The sequence below is a fragment of the Pseudomonas koreensis genome, from assembly GCF_024169245.1.
Taxonomy (GTDB): Bacteria; Pseudomonadota; Gammaproteobacteria; order Pseudomonadales; family Pseudomonadaceae; genus Aquipseudomonas; species Aquipseudomonas koreensis_F.
The window spans coordinates 4,795,720-4,811,078 of record NZ_JALJWP010000001.1 but is presented as its reverse complement, the minus strand read 5'-3'; the positions used below and the strand labels follow the sequence as shown (position 1 = coordinate 4,811,078).

15 protein-coding genes are annotated in these 15,359 nt (G+C 57.9%); 10 read left to right on the top strand and 5 right to left on the bottom strand.

The genetic code is table 11. The features are described 5' to 3' along the window. Positions 1–44: 44 nt before the first annotated feature. Both J2Y90_RS21160 and J2Y90_RS21155 read right to left on the bottom strand, forming a co-directional pair. Positions 45–374: a hypothetical protein gene (locus tag J2Y90_RS21160; protein WP_056789230.1), complete on the bottom strand. Its 330-nt coding sequence runs from the start codon at positions 372–374 to the stop codon at positions 45–47. A gap of 543 nt (positions 375–917) precedes the next feature. Next, entirely contained in the window at positions 918–2,861 is a 1,944-nt protein-coding gene (locus tag J2Y90_RS21155) for a DNA topoisomerase III (RefSeq protein WP_253502735.1), read from the bottom strand. Positions 2,862–3,053: 192 nt separating this feature from the next. Here J2Y90_RS21155 and J2Y90_RS21150 point away from each other — a divergent pair, with 192 nt between their 5' ends. Continuing rightward, positions 3,054–3,416 (top strand): DUF427 domain-containing protein, encoded by a 363-nt coding sequence (locus J2Y90_RS21150; protein ID WP_253502732.1) that lies wholly within the window; start codon positions 3,054–3,056, stop codon positions 3,414–3,416. A gap of 53 nt (positions 3,417–3,469) precedes the next feature. Here J2Y90_RS21150 and J2Y90_RS21145 read toward each other — a convergent pair whose 3' ends face one another. Further along, a complete protein-coding gene (locus J2Y90_RS21145) occupies positions 3,470–5,092 on the bottom strand; it encodes an MFS transporter (RefSeq protein WP_253502729.1) in 1,623 nt (540 codons plus the stop codon). Between the two features lie 118 nt (positions 5,093–5,210). Beyond that, positions 5,211–6,872, bottom strand: coding sequence for a GMC family oxidoreductase (locus tag J2Y90_RS21140; protein ID WP_253502726.1), 1,662 nt, complete (start codon positions 6,870–6,872; stop codon positions 5,211–5,213). A gap of 133 nt (positions 6,873–7,005) precedes the next feature. Between J2Y90_RS21140 and J2Y90_RS21135 the strand changes: the two genes are divergently transcribed. The 9 genes from J2Y90_RS21135 (at position 7,006) to J2Y90_RS21095 (ending at position 14,149) form a co-directional block, all read left to right on the top strand. Continuing rightward, the gene (locus tag J2Y90_RS21135) at positions 7,006–7,890 is read left to right on the top strand and encodes a LysR family transcriptional regulator (RefSeq protein ID WP_253502723.1); all 885 of its coding nucleotides are present in this window, start codon (positions 7,006–7,008) and stop codon (positions 7,888–7,890) included. A 185-nt stretch (positions 7,891–8,075) separates the two neighbouring features. Beyond that, positions 8,076–8,423: a metalloregulator ArsR/SmtB family transcription factor gene (locus tag J2Y90_RS21130; RefSeq protein ID WP_253502720.1), complete on the top strand. Its 348-nt coding sequence runs from the start codon at positions 8,076–8,078 to the stop codon at positions 8,421–8,423. Between the two features lie 26 nt (positions 8,424–8,449). Further along, the gene (locus tag J2Y90_RS21125; RefSeq protein ID WP_253502718.1) at positions 8,450–8,920 is read left to right on the top strand and encodes an arsenate reductase ArsC; all 471 of its coding nucleotides are present in this window, start codon (positions 8,450–8,452) and stop codon (positions 8,918–8,920) included. 9 nt (positions 8,921–8,929) lie between these two features. Beyond that, entirely contained in the window at positions 8,930–9,628 is a 699-nt protein-coding gene (gene arsH / locus J2Y90_RS21120) for an arsenical resistance protein ArsH (RefSeq protein ID WP_253502715.1), read from the top strand. A 105-nt stretch (positions 9,629–9,733) separates the two neighbouring features. Next, positions 9,734–10,318: a hypothetical protein gene (locus J2Y90_RS21115; protein WP_253502712.1), complete on the top strand. Its 585-nt coding sequence runs from the start codon at positions 9,734–9,736 to the stop codon at positions 10,316–10,318. Positions 10,319–10,408: 90 nt separating this feature from the next. Continuing rightward, positions 10,409–11,008 carry a GIY-YIG nuclease family protein gene (locus tag J2Y90_RS21110; protein ID WP_253502709.1) on the top strand — a complete coding sequence of 200 codons (600 nt, stop codon included), beginning with the start codon at positions 10,409–10,411 and terminating at the stop codon, positions 11,006–11,008. Between the two features lie 70 nt (positions 11,009–11,078). Next, positions 11,079–11,600: a GNAT family N-acetyltransferase gene (locus tag J2Y90_RS21105; protein WP_253502706.1), complete on the top strand. Its 522-nt coding sequence runs from the start codon at positions 11,079–11,081 to the stop codon at positions 11,598–11,600. Between the two features lie 354 nt (positions 11,601–11,954). Beyond that, positions 11,955–13,496, top strand: a complete 1,542-nt coding sequence (locus J2Y90_RS21100) for a T6SS phospholipase effector Tle1-like catalytic domain-containing protein (RefSeq protein WP_253502703.1) — start codon at positions 11,955–11,957, stop codon at positions 13,494–13,496. Continuing rightward, on the top strand, positions 13,496–14,149 hold the full coding sequence (locus tag J2Y90_RS21095; protein ID WP_253502699.1) for a DUF2931 family protein: 654 nt from the start codon (positions 13,496–13,498) through the stop codon (positions 14,147–14,149). Before J2Y90_RS21100 ends, J2Y90_RS21095 begins: the two co-directional genes overlap by 1 nt. 104 nt (positions 14,150–14,253) lie before the next feature. Here the strand turns inward: J2Y90_RS21095 and J2Y90_RS21090 are convergent, their stop codons facing one another. Next, positions 14,254–15,357: a DNA alkylation repair protein gene (locus J2Y90_RS21090; protein WP_253502697.1), complete on the bottom strand. Its 1,104-nt coding sequence runs from the start codon at positions 15,355–15,357 to the stop codon at positions 14,254–14,256. Positions 15,358–15,359 lie beyond the last annotated feature (2 nt).

Sequence of the window (15,359 nt, the reverse complement as noted above, 5' to 3'; positions counted from 1 at the left end):
AGGCCTGCTCCAAATGGCGCAGGCCTTTATTAACAATCATTAACTCAATAAAACCGATCAATCACCCGAACTTCATTCTTGTTCTGCATCGAGTCCCACGCCTGTTTCAGCGTCTGCAGCACATTGCCAATGAAGTCCTTGTCGGCCGCAGCCTTCTTGCCGACATAACCATGGCCGCGGCGGTACATCTTCAGGCGGGCCAGCAGGTTCTGATGGTTGCGGTCGAATTCTTCTTCGCCAGCGTGGGGCGACAGGCAGTCGATGTGCACCTGGCCCGATTTGCTGATCCAGAGAATATGGCTGTCGTGGCTGTCTTTCTGCGCCGCGAACATACGAGCCAGTTCTTCGATGGTGGGTTGATTGTTCAGATTCATTGTTATGCCCCTTGACCAGTCTGGTGATCTTTCAAAGTTGATTCGCTAATACAGGTAGCCCATCGGTTAGTTGATCCCTGGCACCGAAACCAGGACGTCAGCGCTCGCCCGTATGAAGTACGGGGTCATGCATCTGTTGCATGTAGTCGTGTTGAATAACTGCTACGCAATAGCGTCACAACGAGGAGAAGCAGCGAAAACCGGGAGGCTCCTTGCCGACATATCCAGTGTCGGCCACAAGCATCTTGAGAATTTTCGCCAGCGCTTCTCGTCCTTGTACTGGACGTTCAGGCCAGGTCAGCTTCTTCAATCTGCCTTGTGGGCAGCGTGTATCCGGAAAAAACAACTCGGCGGTCAGACGAGTTTGCTCAAGCGTGTTACCAGTGTTCCCGATCGGGGAACGTCTTCATCATGCAAAAGCAAAACGATGCCGTCAACGCTTTTGTAGTGATTATTTTCAAGCACTACATATTGTCGGACAAAGCCGTTTTGGCATGAGAAAAGATCTGCTTCAGCAACGCAGAGAAGGGAACCGCGAGGGATTTAGCGAGTCGCCGGACGCGCTGTGCGTTTGCGCGTAACGGCGGTTTTGCTGGCCGTCGACTTGCGTTTTTTCTTCCACGGCGCAGCGGCTTTGCCGGCGGGAGGCGGGCCGCTGATGGTCAGGCTGAGGGCAGAGCAGCGGTTGACTTGCTTGCTCATCCACGCAGCCTGTTTGGTGACGAATTCTTCCAGGCTCATCTCACCGCTTTGCACCATGTCGAGCGCCTGCTCCCAGATCGCTGTGGTGCCGGGGTCGGCGATTGCGCGTGGCACGGCATCGATCAAGCTGAAAGCGGCAGGCGTCGCCGCCAGTGCCTTGCCGTTCTTCACCAGATATCCGCGATCAAGCAAGCCTTGGATGATCGACGCGCGGGTGGCTTCGGTGCCGATGCCGGTGGTGTCCTTGAGTTTCTGTTTGAGCAGCGGATCCTCGACCAGTTTGGCGACGTTCTTCATCGCTTTGATCAGATCGCCTTCGGTGTAGGGTTTGGGCGGTTGCGTCCACAGATCCTTGAGATTTACCCGCGACACCGCGCATTCGACGCCCTGGCTCAGTGCCGGCAAGGTTTGCGGCGCGGGCGCTTCGCGGCCCTTGGCCGGGGCAAGGGCTTCGGGCAATGCGCGCTTCCAGCCCGGTTCGATGATCTGCTTGCCCACCGCGCGTAATGCTTGCCCGTTGCAATCGAAATCGGCCTGGGTGCGATCGTATTCGTGGTTGGGCAGAAACTGCGCAAGGTAGCGCGCGCGAATCAGCGTGTAGACCGCGCGATGCTTGCCGGTCAGGCGTTCGAGGTTCTTTGCGGCGATGGTGGGGATGATGCCGTGGTGAGCGCTGACCTTGGCGTCATTCCACGCCCGCGAGCGCCGTTGCGGTTCGAGATAACCCTGCAAAGCGTCGAGGCTCGGATCGGCTTGACGCAACGCTGTGAGGATCGATGGCGCCTCACTGTGTTGGCTCAACGGCAGAAAGCCGCAATCACTGCGCGGGTAGGTGATGACTTTGTGGGTTTCGTAGAGCGCCTGGGCGATGTCGAGGGTTTCCTGCGCGCCAAGGCCAAGTTTTTTCGAGCAGACTTCCTGCAAGGTGCCAAGATCGAAGGGCAGGGGCGCCACTTCGCGCATGCGCTCGGTTTTCAGCTTGATCACTTGGGCGCTCGCGGCACTGCTGAGCGCCGCTGCCGCTTGCTGCGCCAACGTCTGATTCAGGCAGCGATCCTGATCATCACAAACGTCCGATGGCGCGCGCCATTGCGCGGTAAACGCCGTGCCGTCGTGCAGCAGCTCCACGTCGATTGCCCAGAACGGTACGGGGACGAAATCGGCGATGCTGCGGTCGCGGTCGACCACCAGTCGCAGGGTCGGCGTCTGTACTCGTCCTACCGGCAACACGCCCTGATAACCGGATTGACGGCCCAGCAAGGTGAACAGTCGACTCATGTTCATGCCGATCAACCAGTCCGCCCGCGAACGGCCCAACGCCGAGTGATACAGGCTGAACGTTTCGGCTCCCGGCTTCAGCGCTGCCAGCGCCTTGCGAATCGACGCCTCGTCGAGTGCCGACAGCCACAAGCGGCGGATCGGCCCGCGATAGCGGCAGTGTTCGACCAGTTCCCGGGCGATCATCTCGCCCTCACGGTCAGCGTCGGTGGCAATGATCAGTTCGCTGGCTTCGCCGAGCAGGCGCTTTACCGCTTTGTACTGGCTGGCAGTGCGCGGCTTGACGGTCATTTTCCACTTGTCCGGAATGATCGGCAGATCGGCCAGCACCCAGCGTTTGTAGCGCGCGTCGTAGGCGTCCGGCGGCGCGGTTTCGAGCAAGTGCCCGATGCACCAGGTCACTGTGACGTCTGTCCCCAGCCAGCAGCCGTCGCCACGACGCCTGGCGCCGAGCACGGCCGCAATGTCTTTGGCCTGGGAAGGTTTTTCACAGAGGTACAGCCGCATGTCTGCCATCGCTGGTTGGTGTGTGGAGTGGGCACAGGATGGCCGGAGTTTGCGGCCGCGGCAACTTTTATCTGTATGGATATACAGATAAAGCGTTGCTGAAAGTTTGTACCGTTCGGCTGCACGGCCAGCCGGGCCCCGGCCCATCAGCTATACCTGATCCGGTCTCTTCGCTGTGTTCAGGAGAACCTCATGAAAAGCCCCAGTCCCGTAATCAGCCTCGAACAACTGCCGGGCTGCCTGCTGGTGAAATTCCACGGCATCCAGGTCGCCGCGTCCTCCCACGCGCTGATCCTCCAGGAGGCCAACTACCCGCCGGTCTACTACATTCCCCGCGAAGACATCGACGAGAAATATTTCGCCCGCACCGACCACACCAGCTATTGCCCATACAAGGGCGACGCCAATTACTTCAGCCTTCAGGTGCCCGGTCATGAGGGCGCGAACGCGGTATGGACTTACGAGAATCCAAAGGTTTCAGTCGCATCGATCCGCGACTACGTGGCGTTTTATCCGGATCAAGTGAAATTCGAGGTGATCAAAGCGGACGCCTGAAGCAAAAAATGGCGAGAGAATCACTTCCCTCGCCATCGCTGTCAGCGCGTTTATCAGTTCTTGTCGAGATCGATATTCTTGGTCTCACGCAAGCAGATCATTCCCACCACCAGACTCACTCCGGTGATCAGCACCGGATACCACAGCCCATAGAAAATGTCCCCGGTGTACACCACCAGCGCAAACGACACGGTCGGCAGGAACCCACCAAACCAGCCGTTGCCGATGTGATACGGCAGCGACATGGAGGTGTAGCGAATGCGTGTCGGGAACAGTTCGACCATCAGCGCCGCCAGCGGGCCGTAGCACATGGCCGAGATGATGATCAGCGCCACGATCAGGGCGACGATCATCGGTTTGTTGATCTGCTGCATGTCAGCTTGTTGCGGGTAGCCGGCGAGGGTGATCGCGCCGCGCAGTGCCGCCTCATCGAAACCATCCAGTTTCACGTCGCCGACACTCACTTGCACGGCGCTACCGGCAGGCGCAGCGACGCTGGTGTAGGGCAGGCCTTGTTTGACCAGGAAGGTCTTGACCTTGTCGCACGGGCTGTCGAATTTGGCCTTGCCCACTGGATCGAACTGGAAGGTGCAAGTGGCCGGATCAGCGAGGACGGTGATCGGTGCCTGACGGCTGGCCTGATCGATCGCCGGGTTGGCGTAATGGGCCAGGGATTTGAAGATCGGGAAGTACAGCGCGGTGGCCAGCAACAGGCCGAGCATCAGCACCGGTTTGCGCCCGACCTTGTCCGACAGCCAGCCGAAAAAGATGAAGAACGGCGCGCCGATCACCACGCTGATGATCAACAGACTGTTGGCCACCGCCGGGTCCATTTTCAGGAACTGGGTGAGGAAGAACAGCACGTAGAACTGCGCGGCGTAGAAGGTCACTGCTTGCCCGGCATTGATGCTGAACAGCGCGATCAGCACGACTTTGAGGTTCTCCCATTTGCCGAAGGATTCGCGGATCGGCGCCTTCGAGGTTTTGCCTTCTTCCTTCATTTTCAGGTAGGCCGGCGACTCGTGCAGGCTCAGGCGAATCCAGGTGGAAATACCCAGCAGGACGATCGACAGCAGGAACGGAATGCGCCAGCCCCAGACTTCAAACTGGTCGCCGGTGAAGTAGCGGCAGCCGAGCACTACCAGCAGCGACAACAGCAGGCCGAGGGTTGCGGTGGATTGAATCCAACTGGTGTGGAAACCGCGTTTGCCGATCGGCGCGTGTTCGGCCACGTAGGTCGCAGCGCCGCCATATTCACCGCCTAAAGCCAGGCCCTGAAGCATGCGCAGCACCACCAGAATGATCGGTGCGGCGATGCCGATGCTGGCGTATGTCGGCAGCAGGCCCACGCAGAACGTTGCCACGCCCATCAGAATGATCGTCGCCAGAAAGGTGTATTTGCGCCCGATCATGTCGCCCAGGCGGCCGAACACCAGTGCGCCGAACGGCCGCACGATGAAGCCGGCGGCGAACGCCATCAGCGCGAAGATGAACGCCGTGGTGTCGTTGACCCCGGCGAAAAACTGCTTGCTGATCACCGCCGCGAGGGCGCCGTAAAGGAAGAAGTCATACCACTCGAACACTGTCCCGAGTGATGAAGCGAAGATGACTTTCTGCGTTGCGTTGCTGGTCTCGGCGCTGCCCGCAGCGTCCAGCGGCTGAGCGTGGTCTGACATATCGGTATCCCTCACAGTGATTGTTTTTGTTGTTCCACTGGTGTTCGGTGTCCATGAATCGAACGCATATCCCTTGTAGGAGTGAGCCTGCTCGCGAAGGCGTCGTGTCATTCAACGACTATGTTGAATGGGCTACCGCATTCGCGAGCAGGCTCGCTCCCACAGGGGAAATATTTGCAGATCTGGACAAAATCAGTTGTGCCGCCTTCTCGGCAATCATCAGCGTAGGCGAACACGTGTTGCCCGAGGTAATTCTTGGCATGATCGACGCATCGGCAACGCGCAACCCCGGCACGCCGTGCACGCGCAGTTGCGCATCGACCACCGCGTCACCGTCGTTGCCCATGCGGCAAGTGCCGACCGGATGGAAAATCGTCGTGCCGATTTTCGCCGCCGCTTCGTGCAGTTGTTCTTCGCTTTGCAGGTCGGCGCCGGGCAGGTATTCCACCGGTTTGAACGCTTGCAGGGCAGGGGCGCTGACGATGCGTCGGGTCAGGCGAATCGCATCGGCGGCGACACGCAGGTCTTGCGGATGGCTGAGGTAATTGGGCTGAATCAGCGGCGCCGCTTGCGGATCGGCCGAGCGAATCTCGATGCGCCCCCGGCTCTGCGGGCGCAGGTCGCACACCGACGCGGTGAACGCCGGGAAGCTGTGCAGCGGTTCACCAAAACGCTCCAGCGATAACGGCTGCACGTGATATTGCAGGTTCGCCGAGGTTTGCTCGGGACCGGATCGCGCAAACGCGCCCAACTGACTCGGCGCCATCGACAGCGGGCCGCTGCGGTCGTACAGATAACGCAGGCCCATGCCCATCTTGCCCCACACGCTGCCGGCGATCTGGTTCAGGGTGCGGGCGTTTTCCAGCTTGTAGATCAGGCGCAGTTGCAGGTGATCCTGGAGGTTGCCGCCAACCCCCGGCAGCTCATGAATTACGCCGATACCCAAACGATCGAGCAGCGGCCGCGGACCGATCCCGGAACGCTGCAAGATGCTCGGCGAGCCGACCGAGCCGGCGCACAGAACAATTTCCTTGCGCGCCTTGAACTGCTTGATCTGGCCTTCATGCCGCGCGCTGACTTTCGCCGCGCGGCCGTTTTCCAGCAAGACACGATCAACCTCCACGCCGGTCAACACGGTCAGGTTCGCCCGGCCTCGGAGCGGTTTCAAAAACGCTTTCGCTGCGTTCCAGCGCACCCCGGCTTTCTGGTTGACCTGAAAGTAGCCGCAGCCTTCGTTGTCGCCCTGGTTGAAGTCGTCGATGCTGGCGATGCCGCTTTGCTCGGCAGCGCTGCGAAAAGCATCGAGAATCGGCCACGACAGGCGCTGTTGCTCGACCCGCCATTCACCCTGATCGCCGTGAAATTCAGCGCCGCCGGCAAAGTGGTTTTCGCTCTGTTTGAACAGCGGCAGCACATCCTTCCAGGCCCAGCCCGGATTACCCGCCGCCGCCCAGCCATCGTAATCGTCAGCCTGACCGCGCATGTAGATCATGCCGTTGATTGAAGAGCAACCGCCCAGCACCTTGCCGCGCGGATAACTCAATGCGCGGCCATTGAGACCCGGTTGTTCTTCGGTTTTGAAGCACCAGTCGGTGCGCGGGTTACCGATGCAGAACAGGTAACCCACAGGAATGTGAATCCAGGCGTAGTTGTCGCGTCCGCCGGCTTCGAGCAGCAATACCCGATGCTGAGGGTCTGCGGATAGCCGGTTGGCCAGCAAGCATCCGGCGGGGCCGGCGCCGACCACGATGTAGTCGAATTCATCCAGGGACGTGTACATGCCCTGACCTCACTTTTTGTTTTTATTGTCGGACACTCTAGTTGTTAGCTTTCGTTAAAAGAATGTTAGTTTTTGCGCAGCCGCTGTGCGTTTTCAAACAGCGTTTAGCGACGATAGCCGACAAGGACCCGCCATGTTCGACTGGAACGACCTGCGCTTTTTTCTTGAACTGCAACGCAGCGGCCGCTTGCTCACCGCCGCGCGCCGGCTCAACACCACCCACGCCACCGTGGCACGGCATATCGAATCGATCGAGAAAAGCCTCGGTACCGCACTGTTCGTTCAGCATGCCCAAGGCTATGAAATGACCCCGGCGGGGGAGGCGCTGCTCAAACACGCCGAAGCGATGGAAAACGTCGCGCTGCTGGCGCAGGAAGAAATCACCCAGTCCACGGCGCCGCTGGGCAAGATCCGCGTCGGCGTCACCGAAGGCCTCGGCATCAAGTTTCTCGCCAGTCGCATGATCGGTCTGTTCGAACGCTATCCCGGTCTGGAAGTGGAATTGGTCGCGGTACCGCGCTTTGTCAGCATCCTCAACCGCGAAGCGGAAATCAGCATCCACCTCGAACGACCGTCCGCTGACATGCTGGTCACGCGCAAGCTCACTGACTATCGACTCGCGCTGTACGCCAGCCAAAGCTACCTCGACAAAGCGCCGCCACTGCAAAGCCGCGAAGATTTGGGTCGACATTCGTGGATCGGCTACGTCGATGATCTGTTATTCAGTCAGGAACTGATGTTCCTCAACAGCTTCTGCCGCAGCCCGCGTGTGGTATTTCACAGCACCAGTGTCATTGCTCAACAGGAGGCGGCGCGCTCGGGATTGGGTATCGCGGTGCTGCCGTGTTACATGGCCGCTTCCGACCCTGAACTGGTGGCGCTGCTGCCGGATGAAAGCATCGAACGCAGCTACTGGATCAGCACGCGGCGGGAGTTGCACAAATCGGTGCGGCTGCGGGTGGTCTGGGATTATGTAGTGGGATTGTGCGAAGCAGAGCAGGGTCTATTGCGCGGTTAGTCCTGCATCACACAAATCTCCTGTAGGAGTGAGCCTGCTCGCGATAGCGGTGTGTCTGTGAAGCAAACTTTGACTCATACAGCGCTATCGCGAGCAGGCTCACTCTTACAAGGGATCGCATTTCAAGTTGATAAGTATATGGATATCCGTATATTCGGTTTCCCGCATATGGCGAGCCGATCACCATGATCACCCCCACCGAAGTCTTCAAAAGCCTCGCTGACGAGACCCGCGTCCGTGCCATTCTGCTCATCGCCGATCAAGGTGAACTCTGCGTCTGCGAGCTGATGTGTGCGCTCGGAGACAGCCAGCCGAAAATCAGCCGCCATCTGGCGCAACTGCGCAGTAATGGTTTGCTGCTCGACCGTCGTCAGGGCCAGTGGGTCTATTACCGGCTGAACCCGGAGCTGCCGGCATGGATCGGCGAAATCCTTCAGGTGACCGCGAAGGCCAATGCCGATTGGCTCAAGGACAACGCCGCGCGCCTGCAACATATGGATGGCCGCCCCGTGCGGGAACGCGTTTGTTGCTGAACTTTCATTTTTTACGGAGCGCATCGATGCGAGTCCTGTTCATGTGCACGGCCAACAGCTGCCGCAGCATTCTTTCCGAAGGCATGTTCAATCATTTGGCGACCGGCAGCTTCACAGCGGTGAGTGCCGGCAGTTTTCCCAAAGGCCAGGTGCTGCCACGCAGCCTGACGACTTTGCAAAAGTACGGTATCGCCACCGACGGGTTGCACAGCAAAGGCAACGACGCTTTCGAAAACGATCCACCGGATATTGTCATCACCGTCTGCGACAAAGCCGCCGGGGAAACCTGCCCGGTATATTTCGGCCCGGCATTGAAAGCGCACTGGGGACTGGAAGATCCGTCCGAAGTGCAGGGCGACGAAGCTGCAATCGACGCGGCATTCCAGGCCACTCTGATGCGCATCGGCGAACGCTGTCAGGCCTTCCTCGATCTGCCGTTTCACTCGCTCAGTCGCGAACAACTGAAGGCCGAACTCGACCGTATCGGTACGCTTTAAGGAGGCCCCATGTCAGACCATCTGCCCAACCTCGACGCAACCTTGTTCGACGCGGACAAGCCATCGTTAATGGGCGAACACAAGCCGCGCATCCTCTTGCTCTACGGCTCGACCCGTGAACGCTCCTTCAGCCGCTTGCTGGTCGAGGAGGCCGCACGCCTGCTCGAACATTTCGGCGCCGAAACCCGCATCTTCAATCCGTCCGGCCTGCCACTGCCCGATGACGTCCCGGTCGACCACCCGAAGGTCCAGGAACTGCGCGATCTGGTGCTGTGGTCAGAAGGCCAGGTCTGGTGCTCGCCGGAACGCCACGGCGCCATGTCCGCCGTTTTCAAAGCGCAGATCGACTGGATCCCCCTTGAATTGGGCGCCGTCCGCCCGACTCAAGGCAAAACCCTCGCGGTGATGCAAGTCTGCGGCGGCTCGCAATCGTTCAACGTGGTCAACCAACTACGCGTCCTCGGCCGCTGGATGCGCATGTTCACCATCCCCAACCAGTCCTCCGTACCCAAGGCCTACATGGAATTCGACGAAGCGGGGCGGATGAAACCCTCGCCGTTCTACGACCGCGTGGTGGATGTGATGGAGGAATTGGTGAAATTCACCGTGCTGCTGCGAGGGCAGCAGGCGCATCTGGTCGATCGCTATTCCGAGCGCAAGGAAAGTGCTGAACAGTTGATGGCGCGGGTGAATCAGCGGTCGATCTGAGTAGCGCTTTCGCAACATGACAAGGCCGGCTGCAAATGCTGGCCGATTCACCTAGGATACCGGCGCATCACCGTGTGACGGGCAAGCTCAAGGATGTGTGTTGGCATGAAATTCAAGGAATGGGTGGATTTGACGGCGCTGTACAAACGCAGCCGCAGACAGCCAAACAAATTGCTGTTCACGTGGAAGAATGCACGCCGGTTATGGCCGATGTGGGCGGTCGCCGTGTCAACATTTCCCTTGGTTGTCATGGCCGGTTTCGGGATCAAGTACCCGTTACTCGTTCCGATCTCGTATGTTTTTCTTGGATTGTGGACGGGCGGACTGTTCTTGACTCGACTCCACGCCCTTCGCACGGTTTATCCACTTCAGTTCGCTGAACATGCCATTGACCAGCAACCTTGGAGCGAACAAGAAAACATTCTTTGCTATGCGTTCTTTTTGCAGATTGTAAAGGATGAAGGCTACAGGGCAGCCAAACTCCGGGAACTGTCGGCATATTCCGACCTGACGGTCGCGCCGGCCAAACCTGCTCTTTCACAAAATCTGGGCTTCCTTTCACTCTTGGGTTTGATGATGGGACTGTCCGCTGAGCTGATCAAAACCACGGCATTTTTTTTAGGGCCAAAGGGCGCGCTCGTCCTTGTACCTATCGTCGGTACATTGATCATCTACTGGCCTACAGCATGAACGAAGACAAAAAAGTGAAAGGCCCGGCCTCCTGCTTTCTATCGCGCTGAGCACGGCGCTTCAAATGATTCATCAACATAGCGAACAAGAATGGACACTCTGAAAGACCGACCGCGAGCAAAAGAAGTGCATGCGGCATGGCAGTCACTCGTTGACCAGATGCTCAGCGCACAGGCGGTACACCGGATCGAACATCTGGTTTCCAGACATCACGCTGTCACCGTACCGCCGAATGCCGGAGTTTACGCATTCTGGTGGGTGGGATGCCGTGAGCGACTGATGAGCGCAAATCGGCATATTATTTTGAAGGGCCCCGGAGGTTCTGATGTCGATGTGCTTTACCACGATTGGTGGCCGGCAGACGCACCGTACCCGTGTTTGTACGTAGGCAAGGGGACCAATTTGAAACGTCGGCTGAGAGAGCACCTTTTACCCGGCACCGCTGGCCGCGCGCACCCACCGTTAACCCGAAACAATAAGGCCAAGCCTCGAACAACCTCCTGCCAATTGCGATTTGGCATCGAGCACGTATTTCCTACGGAAGCTGCACCCCTGACGTTGATAAATGACAATGTCGGGTTTTCCTGGTGCGATGACTTTCCAGATAACGCAGTGGCTGAACGTTTCTTCGCCGAAGACAGACTTGTGGGGCATCTTAGGCCGTGGTTCAACATCGATTCGGAGCGCTGATGTGCGACGAGGGGCTGGATTGCTAATTCGTGCTCGAGCCCGGTTTTGCCACATTTCAAAGGTTTTGATCATGTCAGATATGCCACCGCGCCTGATCTACAGACGCCCACAACCAGCAGACCTGCCCACCGTTTTCGCTATTTTCGGCGACCCGAAAACCAACCAGTTCAACCCCGCTGGTCCAATGACCGACATCGCCCAGGCCGAGGCCCTGCTTGATCGCTGGTTGCAACACTGGACAACCCACGGCTACGGATGGTGGGCAATCAGCAGCACCCAGGCCCCCGACAACATCCTCGGATTCGCCGGCATCGCTGCCCATGACTATTTGGGCAAACCGGTTATCAACCTCGGCTACCGCTTCGCCGTCGAAGCCTGGGGCCACGGCTACGCGACAGAAGCCGCCCAAACCGCGCTGACCCACGCGTTCCACTACCTCGGTTTACCTGAAGTATTCGGGCTGGTCAGACCCGACCATGTCGCCTCGATTCGCGTACTGGAAAAGATCGGCATGCACCGCTTCGGCGATCTCGACGACGTCCCCGGCAAAGCCCCAAGCCTCGTATTCCGTATCCAACGACAAGACGCCTGATCCAAAGCCAGACGCAAACCTGTAGGAGTGAGCCTGCTCGCGATGACGCCAGCCCAATCACCCTCTATCTAAACCAGACAAAACAACTGTGGGAGCGAGCTTGCTCGCGAAAGCGTCCGCCCAGTCACCCCTCATGCGCAGTACACCTTAGCGTGGGGGGGCCTAGTTACAGGTCTACCCACCCGCGTATGGCCGCGACCTTCGTTGGTGGCGAATGTGTTCGGCGAAATCGCCAGCTACCCCCCACCCCGACGAGGGGGCACACCCTGGCTGGCACACGGCCACAGCTTGCGTCTCCCAGTCTCGGCTGTCACCCTTCGGGCCGTTCTCAAGGATCAGAACCAGGAATCACGGATGAGTGGCTACGTACCCAACCCCCCGAAAAATTATCGTTACGAAGAAGCCAAGCCCGTCGATATTCATGCCGAGCGTTGGGCGGAATATGAGAAGTACGGGAAAGAACCTGCGCGCGAACCTGAAAAAATCGGCATTGCGTTGAGGATTGGGGTTTTCTTTGATGGTACTGGGAATAATGCGAACAACTCTGCTGCTGGGTTGTTGTGTGGCGCTCAGCATCCGATTGCGCCTGAGGATATTCCCGCCAGCTGCCAGCCTTACATGAGTGACCCGGACAGTAGTTATGGTAACGATGTCAGCAATGTGAAAAAGCTGAGCGAACTGTATGGGGCGACGCGACTCGCTGAGGGAGAGGGGCCACGAAAGAAAGCTTTCGGTATGGTCTACGTCGAAGGCATAGGTACCCGTTCGGGTGAAGAAGACAGTAAGTTCGGCGCCGGTACAGGACGTGGCGAAACCGGCGTTGCAGGGCGAGTGCAATCCTCTTTCGCAGTGATCGAGCAGCGTATCACTGAGGTATTGGACAAAAATCCTGGAAGTGAAATTGCTTCTTTGACGTTCGACACGTTTGGCTTCAGTCGTGGTGCCGCAGCCGCCAGACATTTCGCCAACGAGATCGTGCGTGGCAAACAAGGGCCTTTGGGTGACATTCTCCGCAGTATGTCCGATGCTCTCAGTTCGACCTTTGTTGATCAGTATCACAGCGACATCAACGTCGGCTTCATTGGGTTGTTCGACACGGTACCGTCGATTGCTGGATGGTCCAATCTGGGCAACATCAAAAGCGCAGTCGCAACGGGGGTCAAACTCTATCTCGACCGACGTTATTTCACCGACGTTGTGCAGTTGGCTGCGCGGGATGAATGCAGGGCTAACTTCGCTCTCAATCGAGTAGCGATGGATCATCCGGAAATCGTCTTGCCGGGTGTGCATTCGGATGTGGGTGGAGGTTACCTTGAGAACGCTGAAGAGTGTGTTCTCGTTAGCCCAATGCAGACGCTAGAGGTCGGTACTTATACTGACGTCGCTACCACATCGATCTACCAGGATGCGATCAATGTGAGAGATCAATGGCTAGCCAAAGGTTGGCCGCTTGAAAATCTCGAGATCGTTACGCCACCACCGTTACTGCTACCGATCAGCCCACAGGATCGACTGAGTCCTCGAGTTAAGCGAGTCTATGCGGCCGTCCAACTCAAGCGCCCGGTGAGTGGATTACTGTCGAGAGTGAGCCTGCGTGTGATGCATCAACTCGCCAAAGCCAAAGGCGTTCGCTTCGAAGACATTCCCGAGACGCCAGACTTCATCGTTCCTGAAGAACTTCAGCCCATGTGTGATCGTTTTGTCTCCGGTGACTACAGCACCACGCCAGAGGAAGAGCAAATGCTCAAACTCAAGTACATTCACACGTCCGCCAACTGGAACCATCCGCTTGGCAGGAGAGATGGAAGTGGGATTAGAGCTGTTTACATCAACGCCCCCACGGAAGACGCAATCCGAGTAAAGCACCCACACGTACCTGACTGGACGCTTTGGTAATGAAGTTATTTACAGCACTGCTGTGCTTGCTCGTTGTGGCTGGCTGCAATGCCGACCCGCTGTCGGCAAAAAACGACCCTAAATCCCCATGGTGGGAACTCGGTTTCACCGAACCCAACTACATGAAAGTCTGGGTTGAAGACACTGCTGTGGAAGATATAAAGGGAAAAACATTTCTGCGCACTGGTGGTGGATCCGCATCGGGCGGACAGCCAGAAGACGGCACCGAATCGGCCCGAGGTTGGGACGGAGTGGGCGCATCCGCAAAAGCGGTGGTAGGCGCTGATCTCCCAAAACGAATTTTCGTTCGCTGGCAGTCCATCGTAGAGCCTCAGACCTATCGCGCATGGGTGGACATACCCGAAGAAGCCCGACAATTGATGCTGACATCGGTTAACCAACGCTGCGCGAAAACTCCAGACCAGACAGCTACCTATATATCTTCGGTCTATCTGGGTTTAGCTCCCGGCGGGGCTATCCAGGTTTGGGTAAGGGATTCATGCCACCATCCGGTCGAAGTGGCGAAAGCGCAGGCCGAAATTGAACCGTTGGGGCCAAGTCAGGGAAAAACTCAAGGGCGCTACGCATATCCCGTAAGCGAAAAGTCCAAACGGTACATCGAGAAATTCGGCATCCCATACGGCAGTTGGTAACCCGCTGAAGCCGTAAGTCGTCCATTGTGCTGCCGCGCTCAATATCGAAGCACGGCCGCCAGTGCACTGATCCACTATCGACCCTTTGGGTCAATAAACACTCCTCAAATCAAAACCTCAAACCCCGCACTACCCAACACCTCTCCATTAACCATTACCTGAACCCCATGCCGTCCGGCAAAATGCTTGCGGGTTGTAAAATCCTTGATCACCTGATTCCGCCGCACCACCTCAGCCCCGAACCCCACTAATTCCAACGTCTTCAACTTGAAAACCTTCCTCGAAACCCCGCCATTCGCCTTCACATAGTCAATCGCGTAATCAATCACCAGCCGCTGCTCATGCGCCACCGTGGACTTCACCGTAAACGACAAAGTAATAGCCTCACCCAACCTCACCACCGCCGGCTCAACCTTCACGTCCAACAACTCAACCTCAGCCTTCGCGCCCGCGCCAATCACCGTCAACGCCCGCAAATCCCCCTGTTTGATCAAACTCCGCAACGCATGCCTGGCAATCCAGGCCGTGTGCCTGTTCTCCAACGACCAACCTTCAATCGTGTCCAACACCCACTTCGGATGCACCTTGGTCACGTCATTTAAATGATTCGCCACAGACTTGCGCACGTACAAACTCTCGTCTGCCTTCAACCGATCCAGTATCCCGGCGGCCAAGTGAGGATCCGCCTGCACCGCTTCCAACCGAAACGACCAAGGCAGGCGAGGGCGGCTGCCTTCGCTGGCTAATCTTCTTACGTGGTGGTTTTCGTCGCGAGTCCAGTCATGCATCCGTTCCAGCGAGCGTTCAAGGTCGGCGCGCAGAAAGTGGCGGATGGCAAACTCGGATGAGCCGAAGGTGGTGAAGTACTTCAGCGCGTCCATTGAGGTGTCGAACGCGTGGGCGCCGTAGCTCGCGACGTAGTGCGGCAGGCACATACTGACGAAGCCGCTGTTCAGACGAGGGGCAAGTTCACGTAATACCTCGAGCGTATCTTCATAATTCAGCGGCAGCACGGCATGCAGGCTTTCGGCGACGCGGGCCATGCGTTGCATCACCGACAGCTCGGCCAGCCCATGGTTGGCATGCTTGAGAAAAGCCTGGGCTTCGAATGCCGGGTACACGACGCTCATTTCATCAGCAATGTGCTGCAAACGCTCGGCGTTGAAGATTTCCTTTAACGCCGGGGCGGCGCTGTTGGTGGTGCTCATGG

Coding starts and splice junctions, on each gene's coding strand:
- J2Y90_RS21160 (WP_056789230.1), bottom strand. CDS start 374: ATGAATCTGAACAATCAACCCACCATCGAAGAACTGGCTCGTATGTTC.
- J2Y90_RS21155 (WP_253502735.1), bottom strand. CDS start 2,861: ATGCGGCTGTACCTCTGTGAAAAACCTTCCCAGGCCAAAGACATTGCG.
- J2Y90_RS21150 (WP_253502732.1), top strand. CDS start 3,054: ATGAAAAGCCCCAGTCCCGTAATCAGCCTCGAACAACTGCCGGGCTGC.
- J2Y90_RS21145 (WP_253502729.1), bottom strand. CDS start 5,092: ATGTCAGACCACGCTCAGCCGCTGGACGCTGCGGGCAGCGCCGAGACC.
- J2Y90_RS21140 (WP_253502726.1), bottom strand. CDS start 6,872: ATGTACACGTCCCTGGATGAATTCGACTACATCGTGGTCGGCGCCGGC.
- J2Y90_RS21135 (WP_253502723.1), top strand. CDS start 7,006: ATGTTCGACTGGAACGACCTGCGCTTTTTTCTTGAACTGCAACGCAGC.
- J2Y90_RS21130 (WP_253502720.1), top strand. CDS start 8,076: ATGATCACCCCCACCGAAGTCTTCAAAAGCCTCGCTGACGAGACCCGC.
- J2Y90_RS21125 (WP_253502718.1), top strand. CDS start 8,450: ATGCGAGTCCTGTTCATGTGCACGGCCAACAGCTGCCGCAGCATTCTT.
- arsH (WP_253502715.1), top strand. CDS start 8,930: ATGTCAGACCATCTGCCCAACCTCGACGCAACCTTGTTCGACGCGGAC.
- J2Y90_RS21115 (WP_253502712.1), top strand. CDS start 9,734: ATGAAATTCAAGGAATGGGTGGATTTGACGGCGCTGTACAAACGCAGC.
- J2Y90_RS21110 (WP_253502709.1), top strand. CDS start 10,409: ATGGACACTCTGAAAGACCGACCGCGAGCAAAAGAAGTGCATGCGGCA.
- J2Y90_RS21105 (WP_253502706.1), top strand. CDS start 11,079: ATGTCAGATATGCCACCGCGCCTGATCTACAGACGCCCACAACCAGCA.
- J2Y90_RS21100 (WP_253502703.1), top strand. CDS start 11,955: ATGAGTGGCTACGTACCCAACCCCCCGAAAAATTATCGTTACGAAGAA.
- J2Y90_RS21095 (WP_253502699.1), top strand. CDS start 13,496: ATGAAGTTATTTACAGCACTGCTGTGCTTGCTCGTTGTGGCTGGCTGC.
- J2Y90_RS21090 (WP_253502697.1), bottom strand. CDS start 15,357: ATGAGCACCACCAACAGCGCCGCCCCGGCGTTAAAGGAAATCTTCAAC.